The 17,123-nt window shown below is 71.0% G+C and carries 15 protein-coding genes; 8 read left to right on the top strand and 7 right to left on the bottom strand.

What is annotated here, in order from left to right:
* Positions 1–28 precede the first annotated feature (28 nt).
* From ABZX75_RS06055 to ABZX75_RS06045, 3 genes are all read right to left on the bottom strand, one after another.
* Positions 29–1,000 (bottom strand): acyl-ACP desaturase, encoded by a 972-nt coding sequence (locus ABZX75_RS06055; protein WP_355408320.1) that lies wholly within the window; start codon positions 998–1,000, stop codon positions 29–31.
* A gap of 519 nt (positions 1,001–1,519) precedes the next feature.
* Positions 1,520–3,160, bottom strand: a complete 1,641-nt coding sequence (locus ABZX75_RS06050; RefSeq protein ID WP_355408319.1) for an ABC-F family ATP-binding cassette domain-containing protein — start codon at positions 3,158–3,160, stop codon at positions 1,520–1,522.
* A 278-nt stretch (positions 3,161–3,438) separates the two neighbouring features.
* On the bottom strand, positions 3,439–3,855 hold the full coding sequence (locus ABZX75_RS06045) for an SsgA family sporulation/cell division regulator (RefSeq protein ID WP_355408317.1): 417 nt from the start codon (positions 3,853–3,855) through the stop codon (positions 3,439–3,441).
* Between the two features lie 323 nt (positions 3,856–4,178).
* Here ABZX75_RS06045 and ABZX75_RS06040 point away from each other — a divergent pair, with 323 nt between their 5' ends.
* Positions 4,179–5,288, top strand: a complete 1,110-nt coding sequence (locus tag ABZX75_RS06040) for an oxidoreductase (RefSeq protein ID WP_355408315.1) — start codon at positions 4,179–4,181, stop codon at positions 5,286–5,288.
* 173 nt (positions 5,289–5,461) lie between these two features.
* Here the strand turns inward: ABZX75_RS06040 and ABZX75_RS06035 are convergent, their stop codons facing one another.
* Positions 5,462–5,761, bottom strand: coding sequence for a YciI family protein (locus ABZX75_RS06035; protein ID WP_355408313.1), 300 nt, complete (start codon positions 5,759–5,761; stop codon positions 5,462–5,464).
* 26 nt (positions 5,762–5,787) lie between these two features.
* Here ABZX75_RS06035 and ABZX75_RS06030 point away from each other — a divergent pair, with 26 nt between their 5' ends.
* Positions 5,788–6,465, top strand: coding sequence for an endonuclease V (locus ABZX75_RS06030; RefSeq protein ID WP_355408311.1), 678 nt, complete (start codon positions 5,788–5,790; stop codon positions 6,463–6,465).
* 54 nt (positions 6,466–6,519) lie between these two features.
* Here the strand turns inward: ABZX75_RS06030 and ABZX75_RS06025 are convergent, their stop codons facing one another.
* Both ABZX75_RS06025 and ABZX75_RS06020 read right to left on the bottom strand, forming a co-directional pair.
* On the bottom strand, positions 6,520–7,719 hold the full coding sequence (locus tag ABZX75_RS06025; RefSeq protein WP_355408310.1) for a saccharopine dehydrogenase NADP-binding domain-containing protein: 1,200 nt from the start codon (positions 7,717–7,719) through the stop codon (positions 6,520–6,522).
* A 185-nt stretch (positions 7,720–7,904) separates the two neighbouring features.
* Positions 7,905–9,554 carry a PKD domain-containing protein gene (locus ABZX75_RS06020; RefSeq protein ID WP_355408308.1) on the bottom strand — a complete coding sequence of 550 codons (1,650 nt, stop codon included), beginning with the start codon at positions 9,552–9,554 and terminating at the stop codon, positions 7,905–7,907.
* Between the two features lie 259 nt (positions 9,555–9,813).
* On the opposite strand from ABZX75_RS06020, the gene ABZX75_RS06015 reads away from it, so the two are divergent.
* From ABZX75_RS06015 to ABZX75_RS05990, 6 genes are all read left to right on the top strand, one after another.
* Entirely contained in the window at positions 9,814–10,215 is a 402-nt protein-coding gene (locus tag ABZX75_RS06015; RefSeq protein WP_355408504.1) for an MmcQ/YjbR family DNA-binding protein, read from the top strand.
* Positions 10,216–10,328: 113 nt separating this feature from the next.
* Positions 10,329–11,492 carry a CaiB/BaiF CoA-transferase family protein gene (locus ABZX75_RS06010; RefSeq protein ID WP_355408306.1) on the top strand — a complete coding sequence of 388 codons (1,164 nt, stop codon included), beginning with the start codon at positions 10,329–10,331 and terminating at the stop codon, positions 11,490–11,492.
* The gene (locus ABZX75_RS06005; RefSeq protein ID WP_355408304.1) at positions 11,492–11,626 is read left to right on the top strand and encodes a hypothetical protein; all 135 of its coding nucleotides are present in this window, start codon (positions 11,492–11,494) and stop codon (positions 11,624–11,626) included. The genes ABZX75_RS06010 and ABZX75_RS06005 overlap by 1 nt, the downstream gene beginning before the upstream one ends.
* Positions 11,623–12,765: an acyl-CoA dehydrogenase family protein gene (locus tag ABZX75_RS06000; RefSeq protein WP_355408302.1), complete on the top strand. Its 1,143-nt coding sequence runs from the start codon at positions 11,623–11,625 to the stop codon at positions 12,763–12,765. The genes ABZX75_RS06005 and ABZX75_RS06000 overlap by 4 nt, the downstream gene beginning before the upstream one ends.
* Positions 12,766–12,903: 138 nt before the next feature.
* Complete coding sequence (locus tag ABZX75_RS05995; RefSeq protein ID WP_355408300.1) at positions 12,904–14,118, top strand: acetyl-CoA C-acetyltransferase; 1,215 nt, start codon at positions 12,904–12,906, stop codon at positions 14,116–14,118.
* A 54-nt stretch (positions 14,119–14,172) separates the two neighbouring features.
* Complete coding sequence (locus tag ABZX75_RS05990) at positions 14,173–16,344, top strand: 3-hydroxyacyl-CoA dehydrogenase NAD-binding domain-containing protein (protein WP_355408298.1); 2,172 nt, start codon at positions 14,173–14,175, stop codon at positions 16,342–16,344.
* Positions 16,345–16,369: 25 nt separating this feature from the next.
* Here ABZX75_RS05990 and ABZX75_RS05985 read toward each other — a convergent pair whose 3' ends face one another.
* Positions 16,370–17,098: a MerR family transcriptional regulator gene (locus tag ABZX75_RS05985; protein WP_355408296.1), complete on the bottom strand. Its 729-nt coding sequence runs from the start codon at positions 17,096–17,098 to the stop codon at positions 16,370–16,372.
* Positions 17,099–17,123: the final 25 nt, after the last annotated feature.

Genomic DNA, 17,123 nt, shown 5'->3' with positions numbered 1-17,123 from the left:
GTCACTCGCGCGAGCGAGCGGACATCGTTCAGGCCTTGCGGGCCGCGATTCGCGCGGCGCGGGCGGCCAGGCGCTCGTCGAACTTGCGGGCCTCGGAGTCCAGGCCGTTCATGAACAGACCGAGCTCCTCCTGGGCCTTCTGGCCGTCCGGGCCGAGGCCGTCGATGTCCATGATCTTCAGGTAGCGGATCACGGGGCTCAGGACGTCGTCGTGGTGGATCCGCAGGTTGTAGACCCCGCCGATCGCCATCTGCGCGGCCATCCGCTCGAAGCCGGGCATGCCGTGTCCGGGCATCCGGAAGTTGACCACGACGTCCCGCACGGCCTGCATCGTCAGGTCCGGGGCGAGCTCGAAGGCCGCACCCAGCAGGTTGCGGTAGAAGACCATGTGCAGGTTCTCGTCCTGCGCGATGCGGGCGAGCATCCGGTCGCAGACCGGGTCACCGGACTGGTGTCCCGTGTTGCGGTGCGAGATGCGGGTCGCGAGCTCCTGGAAGGCCACGTACGCCACGGAGTGCAGCATCGAGTGGCGGTTGTCGGACTCGAACCCCTCCGACATGTGCTGCATGCGGAACGCTTCCAGCTTGTCCGGGTCCACGGCGCGCGAGGCGAGCAGGTAGTCGCGCATCACGATGCCGTGGCGGCCCTCTTCGGCGGTCCAGCGGTGCACCCAGGTGCCCCACGCGCCCTCGCGGCCGAAGAGCGAGGCGATCTCGTGGTGGTAGCTGGGGAGGTTGTCCTCGGTCAGCAGGTTCACGACGAGCGCGATCTTGCCGATTTCGGTGACCTTGGACTGCTTCGGGTCCCAGGCTTCGCCGTCCTCGAAGAAGCCCGGGAAGTTCCGGCCGTCGCTCCACGGGACGTACTCGTGGGGCATCCAGTCCTTGGTGACCTTCAGATGGCGGTTGAGTTCCTTCTCGACCACCTCTTCCAGCGCGAACAGCAGCTTGGCGTCCGTCCACGCCTCCGAGCTGCCGAGGTGGGGAGAGGTGATTGTCACGGGTACTCCTGGGTGCAAAAGCGAATTACCTACGGTTGCGTAGCCTACGGAATCGTAGGTTAAGCGCGACATCAAGGGGCAGCCAAGCCCCCGGCAGGCATATGTCTGGTTACGTCCAGTTATCTATGCAGTTCGCGAGGGGTTTGAGTAGGCAGTGAAGGACGAAAGTCACGCCAGCAGGTGATCTGAGGTCCTGATTTTGACGGCCGAGATCGTGGCGCGGAGGGCGCAGGTCGAGTCAGGGGCTTACGTTATGACCCTTTATGTCCCCGATGTACGCCTTTCCCTCCTCGCCGCGGCCGAGCGGACAGCGGACAGCCAGGCAGTGCGAGCCCCGCGGATCGTCGTCCACGGCCGGGGTCCAGCGGCGCACTCCCCGCCCACCGGGAGCGGGGAGTGCCGGAGCCGCCAGGGGTGTCCGCCGCGGTCGCCGAGGTGTGTGGCGGGGACGGCGAGCTCACCGCCGTCCCGCGCTTCAATCACCCGGTCAGGCGACGTGGACCCGAGCGCCACGGATGGCTATTCGTGCCACAGCGACTCCCGGACCTCCTCGGCCGTCGTCGCCCGCAGTTCGCCGTCCAGCAGCAGCCACCGCGTGATGCCGATCGACTCCAGGAACGGCACGTCATGGCTCGCCACCACGAGCGCGCCCTCGTAGGACTCCAGAGCGTCCCCCAACTGCCGAACGCTCGCCAGATCCAGATTGTTCGTCGGCTCGTCCAGCATCAGCAGCTGCGGAGCCGGCTCCGCCAGCAGCAGCGCCGCCAGCGCCGCCCGGAAGCGCTCGCCGCCCGACAGGGTGCCGGCCGGCCGGTCCGCGCGCTCGCCCCGGAACAGGAAGTGCGCGAGCCGCGCCCGGATCAGGTTGTTCGTAGCCTGCGGGGCGAACCGGGCCACGTTCTCCACCACCGAGCGGCTCTCGTCCAGTACGTCCAGCCGTTGCGGCAGGTACCGCGTGGTCACGTGCGTCACCGCTGCCCCGGACACCGGCGCGAGCAGTCCCGCGATCGTGCGCAACAGCGTGGTCTTGCCCGAGCCGTTGCGACCCACCAGAGCGGTCCGCTCGGGACCACGCAGCTCCCATTCCCCCGCCACGGTGGCCCCGTGGGCGAGGTGCAGGTCGCTGAGGCTGAGGACGTGCCGACCGGGCGGGACCTGGGTGGCGGGCAGCTCGATCCGGATCTGGTCGTCGTCGCGCACCGCCTCCACCGCCTGGTCCAGCCGCTCCTTCGCCTGTGCCAGCTTCTCGGTGTGCATGATCCGGTGCTTGCCGGCCGATTCCTGCGCCGAGCGTTTGCGGGCGCCCATGACGACCTTCGGCTCGCGTTTGTTGTCGTACATCTTCTGGCCGTACCGCTTGCGCCGCGCCAACTTGACGTGCGCCTCGGCCAGGTCACGCTTCTGCCGCTGTACGTCGGCCTCCGCGACGCGGACCATCCGCTGCGCCGACTCCTGCTCGGCGGCGAGGATCTCCTCGTAGTCCGTGAAGTTCCCTCCGTACCAGCGGACTTCACCGTCACGCAGGTCGGCGATCTGATCGACCCGCTCCAGCAGCTCCCGGTCGTGACTGACCAGCACCATCACCCCGGTCCAGTGCTCGACCGCCGCGTAGAGGCGGCGGCGGGCACGCAGGTCCAGGTTGTTGGTGGGCTCGTCCAGCAGCAGGACGTCGGGCCGGGCGAGAAGCAGGGCGGCCAGCCGCAGCAACACCCCTTCACCACCCGACAGTTCACCGACAGTGCGGTCCAGGCCGATCCGGGCGAGCCCCAGCTCGTCGAGTGCGGCCAGGGCGCGTTCCTCCACGTCCCAGTCGTCGCCGACCGCGGTGAAGTTCGCCTCGGTGGCCTCGCCCGCCTCGATGGCGTGCAGGGCCGCGCGGGTGGTGCGGATACCGAGTGCCTCGTCCACGCGCAGCGAGGTGTCGAGGGTGACGCTCTGCGGGAGGTAGCCCACGGTGCCGGCGACGGACAACTGGCCGTCCGACGGGATGAGCTCGCCCGCGATCAGCTTCAACAGGGTGGACTTCCCACAGCCGTTGAGGCCGATCAGCCCCGTACGTCCGGGTCCGACGGCGAGCTGGAATCCGTCGAATACGGGAGTGCCGTCAGGCCAGTCGAAGGACAGGGAGGAGCAGTTGATGAAAACAGGGGCAAGGCTCATGGAGGCCTCCAGGTTGCGTGAGTGGTGCGTGCAACGTGGGGAGACGGCCGACGGTCGGACGGTCAGGGCGAGGGCGCTGACGGCGGGACCGGGGTCGGTGTCTCCAACCTCAGACGAGCAATGTCCTGCTCCGTTTCGACGGTGATGGGGCAGCTACGAAGGTACGGGCGGCCGAAGAGGCCCGCAAACGATTTACGCGGCGGTCACATCCGTTCACGCCGGTCACAGTGCTCACAGCGCTCGCAGGGGTCACCGCGGTCACCCGCGGTCGGCGTCAGTCAGCAGGTGTCGCGCAGCAGCTCGGCCAGACTGTGGTCCATGTCGAGGTAGAGGTGCTCCAGGCCGGGCGGCACCACGGTCGACGCCCGCTCCAGGAACCGGTACAGCTCGGCCGTCGCCATCAGCACGATCGCGACGCCCTCCGGCGCGTGGAACTCGATCGTGGTCCGGTCGCCGTCGTACGGGCGCACGCGGACGTCGCCGTTGCCCGACGGGCGGTCGAGCCCGGACTCCAACAGCTCGCGCGCGAAGGTCCACGAGACCTCCACGCCCTCCAGCGTGGCCGGCGCCGGAAAGGCCATGCGCACGGCGAAGGGATCCGCGCGGTCGTAGCAGAGGGTGACGGGAACGGTCTCGACCCTCGGCGCGGTGGCGATCAGACGTGCCTGTACGGCCTGTTCGATGACAGTGATCAAGGCTCACTCCCTTGGGGCGGATCTGCTGCCGGAGCTGTGGGTGGACCCCGGCAACCCGATAGACGCGGGAATCGGCGGATCAGTGCACGCGCGATCACGTGAGCTGTGTCACCGATTGGCTGGAAGGCGCCTGTGTGATCGCACCGAGTGACCATGTGCGGGGTGCGCCGGAAGGGTGCCCGGTCGGCCCCACAAGCCCCGGAGGGGTCGAAGTACGGCCGGTTACCGCTCACTCGACAGGCGCAAAGTCACGCTCAGCCAGCTGTGGGCAGGCGGAAACGCGCTCTGGACGGCCGATCGGGGGTGCGTTAGCTTCCGGCGCCATGAGACGTCTGGGAGTGGGCATGTGCGTGGCGGCTTTGGCGATCGGGGTGCTTGCGGCGCCCGCCCAGGCCGCCCAGGCGGGTGAGACCGGAAGGACGTCCGGGGCCGGCCTGCCAGGGGAACTGCGCCACGCGGGCTGGGCGCTGAAGGAAACCGGCAAGGACGCCCGCTTCCGGGGGCTGGCGGCGGTCAGCCGCTCGACGGCCTGGGTGGCCGGCTCCCGGGGGACGGTGCTGCGCACCGTCGACGGCGGCCGCAGCTGGCGGGACGTCTCACCGCCGGGCGCCGTCGCGGAGAAGCTGGAACTGAGGGACATCGAGGCCTTCGACGCGCGCCGTGCGGTCGCCCTGTCCATCGGGGAGGGCGAGGCGTCCAGGGTGTTGCGCACCGAGGACGGCGGCGCCACCTGGACCGAGACCTTCCGCAACCCGGACCCGCGCGCCTTCTACGACTGCCTCACCTTCTTCGACACCCGGCGCGGGCTGGCGATGAGCGACCCGGTGGACGGCAAGTTCCGCATCCTGTCCACGGACGACGGCGGGCGGAGCTGGCAGGTGCTGCCGAGCGAAGGGATGCCGGAGGCGCTGCCGGGTGAGGCGGGCTTCGCCGCGAGTGGCCAGTGCCTGGTCGGCTCCGGCCCGCGCGACGTCTGGCTGGCCACGGGAGGCGGGGCCACCGCACGGGTCCTGCACTCCGCGGACCGCGGCCTGACCTGGCGGGTCGCCGACTCCACCGTCCCGGCGGGCGACCCGGCGCGCGGGGTCTTCGCCCTCGCCTTCCGCGACCGTACGACGGGCCTCGCGGTCGGCGGTGACTACCGCACCGGGCAGGCCTCCCCGCGGGCCGCGGCCGTCTCCCGCGACGGGGGGCACACCTGGAGCCAGGCGGCGACCCCTCCCCCCGCCTACCGCTCGGGCGCGGCCTGGTACCCGTACAGCCGCGGTACGGCGCTGGCGGTGGGTCCGACGGGGACGGACGTGACGACCGACGGGGGCCGCAGCTGGCGGGCGCTGGAGGCGGGCTCGTTCGACACGGTCGACTGCGCGGCGGACACCGGCTGTTGGGCCGCGGGGGAGAAGGGCCGGGTGGGCCGCCTGGAGCGGCGGTGATCTCTCGTCCGTGCACAGGTCCATGCCGGGGCAGAGGCCGGAGGTGAAGCCCGCCGCCTTGTACCCGGGCTCGCCGCAGAGACCGGCGCGCGGCTGGACGTAGCGGATGCCGGGGCTCCGCCGAGCCGGGCGACGAGACCGTCGACGATCCGGCGGCCGTGGCCCGGGCGGCGCTACACCACCGGGCTCTCCCGAACCGTCGACAGGTCCGCCGAGGTCTTCGTGGCGATGAACTCCGTGATGCGGTAGGCGCAGACGCCCGCCACCGTGAAGGGATCCTCGGCCGCGATCTTCTCGATCTCCGCCCGCGAGACCCCGCCGGCCAGGATCACGCCTCCGTCGCGCGGGACCTTGCGGCCCGAGGCGAGGAAGACGCCGGATGCGTAATAGCCGTCCAGCCAGGCGATGTGGGCGTCCATCTCCTCTTCGACGGCTTCGACGGGCGCGGTGTAAGTGAGCTCCATGACGAACATGATCGCCAGGCTACTCTCGCACCATCATGACACGTGTGAAGACCCCCGCCGACGAGGCCGAGGCCCGGGCGATACAGGACGAACTACGTCACCAGGTCGTGCTCACCGAGCCCGGACCGCCACCCGGCCACGGGCTCGTCACGGGCGTGGACGTCGCCTACGACGACGCGCGCGACCTGGTCGCCGCCGCGGCCGTGGTGCTCGACGCCGCCACCCTGGAGGTCGTCGAGCAGGCCACCGCCGTCGGGCACGTCAGCTTCCCGTACGTGCCCGGCCTGCTGGCCTTCCGCGAGCTGCCGACCGTACTGGCCGCCCTCGACGCCCTCACCACCGAGCCCGGGCTCGTCGTCTGCGACGGCTACGGACTCGCCCACCCCCGCGGCTTCGGCCTCGCCTGCCACCTCGGGGTCGTCACCGGCCTGCCGGCCATCGGCGTCGCGAAGAATCCGTTCACCTTCACCTACGAGGAACCGGGGGCCCGGCGCGGCGACGCCGCCCCGCTGCTCGCGCCCGACGGCTCGGTCGTCGGCCGGGCGCTGCGCACCCAGGACGAGGTCAAGCCGGTCTACGTCTCCGTGGGCCACCGCGTCTCGCTGGACAACGCGTGCGCCCACGTCCTCGCGCTGAGTCCCCGCTTCCGGATCCCCGAGACGACCCGGCACGCCGATTCCCTGTGCCGCCGCGCCCTGCGCGAAGCCTCGTAGCCCGTCCCCGTCCCTGTCGCCGTCCCCGTCCGCGTGGTGCAGCGGGCGTCACCGTCAGCGCGCGTCCGCCACCCGGAAGGTGATCCCGGCCTTCTGGAGGCGGGCGATGAGGGCGTCGCCCATCGCCACCGCCGTCGTCAGCTGTCCGGCGGCCCGCGGCAGGGCGTCGTACGCCAGGCAGAGCGCCGACTCCGCCAGCATCTTCGCCGTCTCCCCGTAGCCCGGGTCGCCGCCCGACACCTCGGTGAACACGCGCCGTCCGCCGCCCTCGCCCACGAACCGCACGGTGAACCAGCTGCGCGCCCGCCGCTCCGCGTCCGGTCCCCGGCCCGGCTCCCAGCGGTTCATGAGCCACCGCCGGACCGGCGGGAGCTGGGCGAGGGCCACCGTCGCGCCGAGCGCCGCCGTACCGCCCACCGCGACGGGGAGGTTCTCGACGGAGGCGTAGTGCCGGTAGCGGAAGTCCGGGCCGTACCGCTCCAGCGACGCCGCCGACCGGGCCACGATCCGCGGGTCCAGCGAGGGCAGCGGCAGCGCCCAGGTGCCGGTCTCGCGGCTGAACCGCGGTGCCCCCAGCGGCCCTCGCGCCCGCCGCCCCAGCAGCCGGGGCTCGTACAGCCGGCGCGCGTGCGCGGCGGCCAGGGTCTGCGGGCCGCGGCTCAGCGCGGTGAGGGCTGAGGCCAGCGTTCCGCCCGAGAAGAGGGCGTTGGACCGCATGAACCCGTCGACCCTCAGCGGGACCCCCTCGGGGAGCCGGCGCACCGTGAAGTACGCGCCGAGGTCGGCCGGGATCGAGTCGAAGCCGCAGGCGTGCACGAGCCGCGCCCCGGTCTCCCGGGCGCGCGCGTCGTGTTCGACGTACATGCGGTCCACGAATTCCGGCTCGCCGGTGAGGTCCACGTAGTCCGTGCCCGCCTCGGCGCAGGCGGCGACCAGCTCCGCCCCGTACCAGACGTACGGCCCCACCGTCGTGGCCAGCACCCGCGTGGAGGCGGCCAGTTCACGCAGTGCCTCGGCGTCCCGGGAGTCGGCCCGCAGCAGCGGCAGCTCGGCGCATCCGGGATGGATCGCGGCCAGCCGCTCGCGCAGCCGCTCCAGCTTTACGGGGTCCCGTCCCGCGAGGGCCCACCGGCAGCCCGCCGGGGCGTGCGCGGCGAGATACTCGGCGGTCAGCGCCCCCACGAATCCCGTGGCGCCGAAGAGCACCACGTCGTAGGCCCGTTCCGGATCGCTCCGGCGCATCTCGTTGCTCATCACGGCTCCTCCAGCTGCAGTCGGTGGCTGAGGCTAGCGTGCGCTTCGACAGGCCGTGCGGGCAGGTGCGATCGGGTGTGCGAGCAGCCGCGAGCACGCGGGGCCCCGCAGGCGGCACGAACAGCGCCCCGGGGACGGCCTGGACGGCCGTTCCCGGGGCGCTGGGTTCCACACCTGCCGGTGGATCAGTTCTTGTCGTAGTAGCCGAACACATCGACGATGAGGTCGATGTCGTTGTCGGACTGGTTCCAGAAGTCGACGATGCCGTTGTCGCCCGTGCTCGCCTGGACCAGGTTCGGGACGGTCTTGCCCGCAGTGAAGTTCAGCGTGGAGGAGGTGGGCGGAGTCGGCCAGTTGTCCTTTCCGTTGTCGTACTGCCAGAGCGAGTTCGGGTCCGGCGCGACCGCGAGGAAGCCGGGGCCGCCCGGGTTGGTGACCGTGGTGTTCAGCACAAAGCCCGTGATGTTGGGCTCGTCCGGGGACATGTCGGCCCAGATGTAGCTGCGGCCCTCCATCGGCCCGTAGTCGCGGGTGTCGAACATGCGCCCCGGCGTGAAGCTCAGGTAGGAGCCCTCGCCGGCGGTGCTGTAGTAGCCGACGACGTCGACGATGACGTCGGTCGGCATCCAGGCGCCGTTGCGGATGTTGATCTTGCCGTCGGCCCCGACCGGGACGATCACCGAGTTGGCGATGGTCTGACCGGCGCTGAAGTTCACGTTGGAGGCGGTCGGCGCCTGCTGCCCGCTCGGGTAGGCGGTCAGGTGGCCGGCCTCGCGCGGGTTGGTGACCGTCACGTTGAGCGCCACGGCGGTGACGCCGGCGGGCACGCCGCGGGTGCCGCCGATCTGGAGGCCGAACGAGGCCTGGCCGGCGAGCTGGCCCCTGGCGGTACCGAGGCCCTCGCGGGTGTCGGCGAAGCGGACCGGCGCCATCGGCGTGTAACCGCTGGAGGCGGTCCGGGTGAAGTAGCCGGTGACGTCGGCGATCAGGTCGATCGACTCCCAGCCGCCGTTGTACAGCTGGACGTAACCGTCCTTGCCGACCGGCACGATGACCAGGTTCGGGACGGTCTGGCCGGGGGCGAAGTTGACGTTCGACGTGGTCGGGCGCGTGGACCCCGAGGGGAAGGCCGTGACGTGGCCGCCGCTGGTGGTGTTGGTGACCGTCACGTTCAGGACCACGGCGCTGACGCCCGCCGGGATCGCGCCGTTGCCACCGATCTTCACCCGGGACGAGGAGTACGGGGCCACCTTGGCCTGCGCCGCGCCCGTACCGTTGCGGGTGTCCAGCAGCCGGGTGGGGCCGTACGGGGTGAAGTCCGAGCCGGCCGTGGTGACCGCGACGCTGTTGGAGGCCGAGGTGCTGTTCGCGGCGTCCGTCACGGTGACGGTCACCTTGTAGGTGCCGAGTTCCGCGTAGTTGTGCTCGGTGGCGAACTCGATGCTGCCGACGACGTTCTTCTGGCTCGTGGTGCCGTCGCCCCAGGCGATGGTGACGCTGAGCTGGGCGTCCGGCGCGCTGTTGATGGAGGTGTCCAGATCCAGCGAGTGCGCGCTGATGTTGTAGGCCCCCAGGCCGACCGCCAGGTCCGGGTTGCCGGCGCTCTCCGCCTGAGCGGTCGCCTTGCCCTCGGTGGTCGGAGGGGTCTTGCGGACCGACCGGTCGGCAGGGCTGGTGAAGGTGCGGAAGTTCTCCGCCGCGGCCTCGCTCAGGTCGGGAACGCTCATACCGGACGCGTCGCCGCGAGCCGGATCGTCCGCGTGGGCGATGCCCGGTATGAGACCCACGCTGGCCGCGATGACGGCGGCGGAAATTGCGAGTCGGCGATTGCGCACCGGCCCCCCTATTTTCTGTTTGAACATTTGAACAGGATCGAAAGCCCGCTCAGAGTACATAGCCCGCGGGCCTCCGTTTCCCCGGGTAGCCCCGTCCTGCCGCGGTGCGGGAGCGGGTTGGCGGGACAATCGGCGCAAGGCCGGACCAAGGCGGCAGCCACCCGTGTGACGGCCTCTCCTGCGGTGTCGGCGGCGGGCGCTAGCGTGAGGACCGACTGTCCGTGTGAGCAGGTCGGACCTGCGGTGTCTGGAGGCGTTCATGAAGGCCGGTGTGCGCAAGTGGGAGGCGGTGCGGGAGTTCGCTCTCGGGCTGCCGGAGGCCGTGGAGGACCACCCGTGGGGTCCCGATGACTGCGTGATCAAGGTCAACAAGAAGATCTTCGTCTTCCTGGGATCCGTCGACGGGCCGCAGCAGCCCGGACTGTCCGTCAAGCTCAAGGACGAGGCGCTGCACGGGCACGCGATGACCGCGCCCGGCGCCGAGCCGACCGGTTACGGCCTGGGGCGGTCCGGCTGGGTCACCGTGCCGCTGAGGGAGAAGGGGGCGCCCACGGTCGAGGTGTTGAGCGAGTGGGTGGAGGAGAGCTACCGGACCGTGGCGCTCAAGCGGCACATCAAGGAGCTGGACGCCCGGATCGCGGGAATCGAGGCAAACGGCTAAGCGCTTGCTCTTGTGCTGAGTGGAACACGTTCCTAGCATCACTGGTGTTACATCAGTTGTGTCAAACAGTCGCACACCATGCACAGCACGCACACCAGAATGCTGGGGGCTCGATGGCAGTGACAGGGAACGGGCACGAGAACGGCCGGGAGACCCGGAACGGCCCGCTCGCCGGCGTGCGCGTCGTCGAGCTGGCGGGCATCGGCCCCGGCCCGTTCGCCGCCATGCTCCTCGCCGACCTCGGGGCGGACGTCGTACGGGTGGACCGGCCCGGCGGCGGTGGGCTCGCGGTCGACCCGGCCTTCGACATCACCAACCGCAACAAACGGTCCGTGCTGATCGACCTCAAGGCGGCCGAGGGGCCCGCCCGCGTCCTGGACCTGGTCGAGCGGGCCGACGTACTCATCGAGGGCTTCCGCCCCGGGGTCGCCGAACGGCTCGGCGTCGGACCGGCCGACTGCCACGCCCGCAACCCGCGGCTGGTCTACGGCCGGATGACGGGCTGGGGCCAGGACGGCCCGCTCGCCCACACCGCCGGGCACGACATCGCGTACATCGCCGTCACCGGCGCGCTGGGCATGATCGGCCATCCGGATGAGCCGCCGGCCGTCCCCGCCAACCTGGTCGGGGACTACGCGGGCGGCTCGCTGTACCTCGTCATCGGCGTCCTCGCGGCCCTCCAGCACGCCCGGGCCACCGGCGCCGGCCAGGTCGTCGACGCGGCCATCGTCGACGGCACCGCCCACCTCACCGCCATGATCCACGGGATGATGGCGGCCGGGGGCTGGCAGGACCGGCGCGGGTCCAACCTCCTCGACGGCGGCTGCCCCTTCTACGGCACCTACGAGACCTCCGACGGCCGGTACATGGCGGTCGGCGCGCTGGAGCAGCAGTTCTACGACGAGTTCACCGAGCTCCTCGGCATCAAGGAGCAGGCCCCGGCCCGCAAGGACCTCGACCGCTGGGGTGAACTGCGCGAGGCCGTCACCGCCCGCTTCAAGTCCCGTACGCGCGAGGAGTGGACGGCGGTCTTCGCCGGAAGCGACGCCTGCGTGGCGCCGGTGCTCTCGCTGCGCGAGGCGCCGCACCACCCGCACCTCGCCGCCCGCGGGACCTTCACCGACTTCGGCGGGATCACCCAGCCCGCGCCCGCGCCCCGCTTCTCGCTGACCCCGGCCGCCGTCACCAGCGGCCCCGCCCGGCCTGGTGCGCACGCCGAGGAGATCGCCCGGGACTGGGACCTGCCGGCCCTGAACAAGCCCGGCGGGGAGGGCTGATGGAACGGTCCCCGAGCCTCACCCGGCCGGCCGGCGAGGCCCGCGTCACCATGCTCCACGTCACGCCGGTCGGCCGCGAGCCGGCCCGGCTGGTCGAAACCGTCCAGAACCGGCCGCAGGGAGCCGACCGATGAAGCGACAGATCTTCGACGCCGACCACGAGGCGTTCCGCGAGAGCGTCCGCACCTTCCTCGCCAAGGAGGTGCTGCCGCACTACGAGCAGTGGGAGAAGGACGGCATCGTCAGCCGCGAGGCGTGGCGGGCGGCCGGCCGGCAGGGACTGCTGGGCCTGGCGGTCCCGGAGGAGTACGGGGGCGGTGGGAACGCCGATTTCCGCTACGCCGCCGTGATCGCCGAGGAGTTCACCCGGGCAGGTGCCCCCGGGCTCGCGATCGGCCTGCACAACGACATCATCGGGCCCTACCTGACCTCGCTGGCCACCGAGGAGCAGAAGCGCCGCTGGCTGCCCGGCTTCTGCTCCGGCGAGATCATCACCGCCATCGCCATGACCGAGCCGGGCGCGGGCTCCGACCTCCAGGGGATCCGCACGAGCGCCGAGGACCGTGGCGATCACTGGGTGCTCAACGGTTCCAAGACCTTCATCTCCAACGGCATCCTCGCCGACCTGGTGATCGTGGTCGCGAAGACCACCCCCGAGGGCGGCGCGCACGGCCTGTCGCTGCTCGTCGTCGAGCGCGGCGCGGAGGGCTTCGAGCGCGGCCGCAACCTCGACAAGATCGGTCAGAAGGCCCAGGACACGGCGGAGTTGTTCTTCCACGACGTGCGCGTCCCCAAGGAGAACCTGCTCGGCGAGCTGAACGGCGCCTTCGTCCACCTGATGACCAATCTCGCGCAGGAGCGGATGGGCATCGCGATGGCCGGCATCGCCGCCGCCGAACACCTGGTGGAGATCACCACCCGGTACGTGAAGGAGCGCGAGGCCTTCGGCCGGCCGCTCGCCAAGCTCCAGCACATCCGGTTCGAGATCGCGGAGATGGCCACCGAGTGCGCCGTCACCCGGTCCTTCCTCGACCGCTGCATCGCCGACCACGCGAGCGGCGAGCTGGACCACGTGCACGCCTCGATGGCCAAATGGTGGGCGACCGAGCTCCAGAAGCGGGTCGCCGACCGCTGCCTGCAACTCCACGGCGGATACGGCTACATGACCGAGTACCGGGTCGCGCGGGCCTTCACTGACGGCCGCATCCAGACCATCTACGGCGGCACGACCGAGATCATGAAAGAGATCATCGGCCGCTCCCTGCTCGGCTGACCTTCCCCGCCCCCGCTTCCCGCCCGATCCCCGCCCGATCGCCGCTCGAACCCCGTCCGGTCGCCACCCGCTTCCTGTGGTCTCCGCCCGCTTCCCGCCCGATCCCCTCTCGCCCCGAACCTCCGAAAGGCTTGACCAGTGAGCACCGAAGCTTACGTATACGACGCGATCCGCACCCCGCGCGGCCGCGGCAAGGCCAACGGCGCCCTGCACGGCACCAAGCCGATCGACCTGGTCGTCGGCCTCATCCACGCCCTGCGCGAGCGCAACCCCGGCCTGGACCCGGCGGCCATCGACGACATCGTGCTCGGCGTCGTCGGACCGGTCGGCGACCAGGGCTCCGACATCGCCCGGATCGCGGCCATCGCGGCGGGGCTTCCGGACACCGTGGCGGGCGTGCAGGAGAACCGCTTCTGTGCCTCGGGCCTGGAGGCCGTCAACATGGCCGCCGCCAAGGTCCGCTCCGGCTGGGAGGACCTCGTCCTCGCCGGCGGCGTCGAGTCCATGTCGCGCGTCCCGATGGCCTCCGACGGCGGGGCCTGGTTCGCCGACCCGATGACCAACTGGGACACCGGCTTCGTCCCGCAGGGCATCGGCGCCGACCTGATCGCCACCATCGAGGGCTTCTCCCGGCGCGATGTGGACGAGTACGCGGCCCTGTCCCAGGAGCGGGCCGCCGCGGCCTGGAAGGACGGCCGCTTCGCCAAGTCCGTCGTCCCCGTCACCGACCGCAACGGCCTGGTCGTCCTGGACCACGACGAGTTCATCCGCCCCGGCACCACCGCCGACTCCCTCGCCAGGCTCAAGCCGTCCTTCGCGGACATCGGCGAACTCGGCGGCTTCGACGCCGTCGCGCTGCAGAAGTACCACTGGGTCGAGAAGATCGACCACGTCCACCACGCGGGCAACTCCTCCGGCATCGTGGACGGCGCCTCGCTCGTCGCCATCGGCTCCCGCGAGGCCGGCGAGCGAGGCGGTCTCACCCCCCGCGCCCGGATCGTCTCGGCCGCGGTCTCCGGCTCCGAGCCCACCATCATGCTCACCGGCCCCGCCCCCGCCACCCGCAAGGCCCTCGCCAAGGCCGGGCTGACCATCGACGACATCGACCTGATCGAGATCAACGAGGCCTTCGCCGGCGTCGTCCTGCGCTTCGTCAAGGACATGGGCGTCTCCCTGGACAAGGTCAACGTCAACGGCGGCGCCATCGCGCTCGGCCACCCGCTCGGCGCCACCGGCGCGATGATCCTCGGCACCGTCGTCGACGAGCTGGAGCGCCAGGACAAGCGCTACGGGCTCGTCACCCTCTGCGTCGGCGGCGGCATGGGCGTCGCCACCATCGTCGAGCGCCTCTGAGACCGTCCCGTGCCCAGACCCCCTTCCGTACGGACTTAACCGAAAGCAGTGACCATGAGCGAGTCCACCACGATCCGCTGGGAACAGGACGAGACCGGCGTCGTCACCCTGATCCTCGACGACCCCGGCCAGTCCGCCAACACGATGAACCAGGCCTTCAAGGACTCCATCGCGGGCGTAGCCGACCGCGCCGAGGCCGAGAAGGACTCCATCCGCGGGATCATCTACACCTCCGCCAAGAAGACCTTCTTCGCGGGCGGCGACCTCAAGGACATGATCCAGCTGCGCCCCGAGCACGCGCAGCTGGCCTTCGACGCCGGCAACGCCATCAAGAACTCGCTGCGTCGCATCGAGACCCTCGGCAAGCCCGTCGTCGCCGCCATCAACGGCGCGGCCCTGGGCGGCGGTTACGAGATCTGCCTCGCCTCCCACCACCGCATCGCCCTCGACGCGCCCGGCTCCAAGATCGGCCTGCCCGAGGTCACCCTCGGCCTGCTCCCGGCCGGCGGCGGCGTCACCCGCACCGTGCGCCTGATGGGCATCGCCGACGCGCTGCTCAAGGTCCTGCTCCAGGGGACCCAGTACAACCCCCGGCGGGCCCTGGAGAACGGGCTGGTCCACGAACTGGCCGCCACCCCCGAAGAGATGCTGGCCAAGGCCCGCGCCTTCATCGACGCCAACCCCGAGTCGAAGCAGCCCTGGGACGTCCCCGGCTACAAGATCCCCGGCGGTACGCCCTCCCACCCGCGCTTCGCCGCCAATCTCCCCGCCTTCCCGGCCAACTTGAAGAAGCAGCTGAACGGGGCCCCGTACCCGGCGCCGCGCAACATCCTGGCCTGCGCCGTCGAGGGCTCCCAGGTCGACTTCGAGACCGCACTGACCATCGAGGCCCGCTACTTCACCGAGCTGGTCACCGGGCAGACCGCCAAGAACATGATCCAGGCGTTCTTCTTCGACCTCCAGGCCGTCAACGCCGGCCGCAGCCGCCCCCGCGGCGCCCTGCCGCGCACGGTCCGCAAGGTCGCCGTCCTCGGCGCGGGCATGATGGGCGCCGGCATCGCGTACTCCTGCGCCCGCGCGGGCATCGAGGTGGTGCTGAAGGACGTCTCGCCCGAGGCCGCCGCCAAGGGCAAGGCGTACTCCGAGAAGCTCCTCGACAAGGCGCTCACGCGCGGGCGCACGACCGAGTCCGAGCGCGCCCAGCTGCTCGCCCGGATCACCCCGACCGCCGACGCCGCCGACCTGGCGGGCTGCGACGCCGTCATCGAGGCCGTCTTCGAGGACACCTCCCTCAAGCACACGGTGTTCCAGGAGATCCAGGACGTCGTCGCGCCCGACGCACTGCTCTGCTCCAACACCTCCACCCTGCCGATCTCCGGGCTCGCCGAGGGCGTCAAGAGGCCGGCCGACTTCATCGGGCTGCACTTCTTCTCGCCCGTGGACAAGATGCCGCTGGTCGAGATCATCAAGGGCGAGCAGACCGGCGACGAGGCCGTCGCCCGCGCCTTCGACCTCGTCCGCCAGATCAACAAGACCCCGATCGTGGTCAACGACTCGCGCGGCTTCTTCACCTCCCGCGTCATCGGCCAGTTCATCAACGAGGGCGTGGCGATGGTCGGCGAGGGCATCGAACCCGCCTCCGTCGAGCAGGCCGCCGCGCAGGCCGGCTACCCCGCCAAGGTGCTCTCCCTGATGGACGAGCTCACCCTCACCCTCCCGCGCAAGATCCGCGACGAGACCCGCAAGGCCTTCGAGGCCGAGGGCCGGCCCTGGGCCGAGCACCCCGCCGACACGGTCATCGACCGGATGGTGGACGAGTTCGGCCGCCCGGGCCGCAGCGGTGGCGCCGGCTTCTACGCGTACGACGAGGCCGGCAAGCGCGCGGGGATCTGGCCCGGTCTGCGCGAGAACTTCACGAAGCCCGGTTACGAGATCCCCTTCGAGGACATGAAGGAGCGGATGCTCTTCTCCGAGGCGCTGGACAGCGTCCGCTGCCTCGACGAGGGCGTGCTCACCTCGGTCGCCGACGCCAACATCGGCTCCATCATGGGCATCGGCTTCCCGGCCTGGACCGGCGGCGTCCTCCAGTACATCAACGGCTACGACGGCGGCCTGTCCGGCTTCGTCACGCGCGCCCGGGAGCTCGCCGAGAAGTACGGCGAGCGCTTCACCCCGCCGGCCTCCCTCGTGGCGAAGGCCGAGCGGGGAGAGACCTACGGCGACTGACGCCCTCGCGGCACGCGGGCGGCGTTCACTCCTCGCCGGAGACGAACGCCGCCCGCAGTTCCTCCTTCAGCGACCGCTGGAAAGCGGTCACCAGCGCCTGCACCACCATCGGCTGCATGTGCGCCGACAGCGCCTTCATCGATTCCACCCGCTCCGGATCGCTCTCGCCCCGGGTGAACGGCCCCCACACCTCGTCCCGGAACAGGGCCGTCAGCTCGTGCGCCGCCGACCTGGTGTGCTCCATCAGCACCTTCCGGGCCGCCAGGATCGTCTCGTGGGCGATCGGTACGTCGAGCAGCGCCACCCCCAGCCGCAGCAGCCCCACATCCACCCGGAAACCGTCCCCCGACGCCGCGAGCACGTTCATGGCCGTCAGCCGCCGGACGTCGGTGTCGGACAGGCCGCGCCCCGCCCGCTTCTCCAGCTCGGACCGCGAGACCTCCTGCGCCGCATCCGGCGCCCACGTGGCCACCAGCGCGCGGTGGATCGCCAGATCGTGGGCGCTCAGGTCGTCGGGCAGCGCGTCCAGGTAGCGCTCGATGGCGGAGAGGGTCATGCCCTGATGCTGCAACTCCTCGATCAGGGCCAGCCGGGAGAGGTGTTCCGGACCGTAGTGCCCCACCCGTCGAGGGCCGATCACGGGAGGGGGCAAAAGCCCGCGCGTGCTGTAGAACCGTACGGTGCGGACGGTGACGCCCGCCCTGGCCGCCAGCTCGTCCACGGTGAGCATCGGCTCGGGTGCCTGGTCGGCCATCGTCTGCGCCTCGCTCTCTGCTCCA

Origin of the sequence: Streptomyces sp. NPDC003038 (assembly GCF_040611115.1) — a bacterium.
Lineage (GTDB): Bacteria > Actinomycetota > Actinomycetes > Streptomycetales > Streptomycetaceae > Streptomyces.
This window is presented reverse-complemented; position numbering and strand designations above follow the sequence as displayed.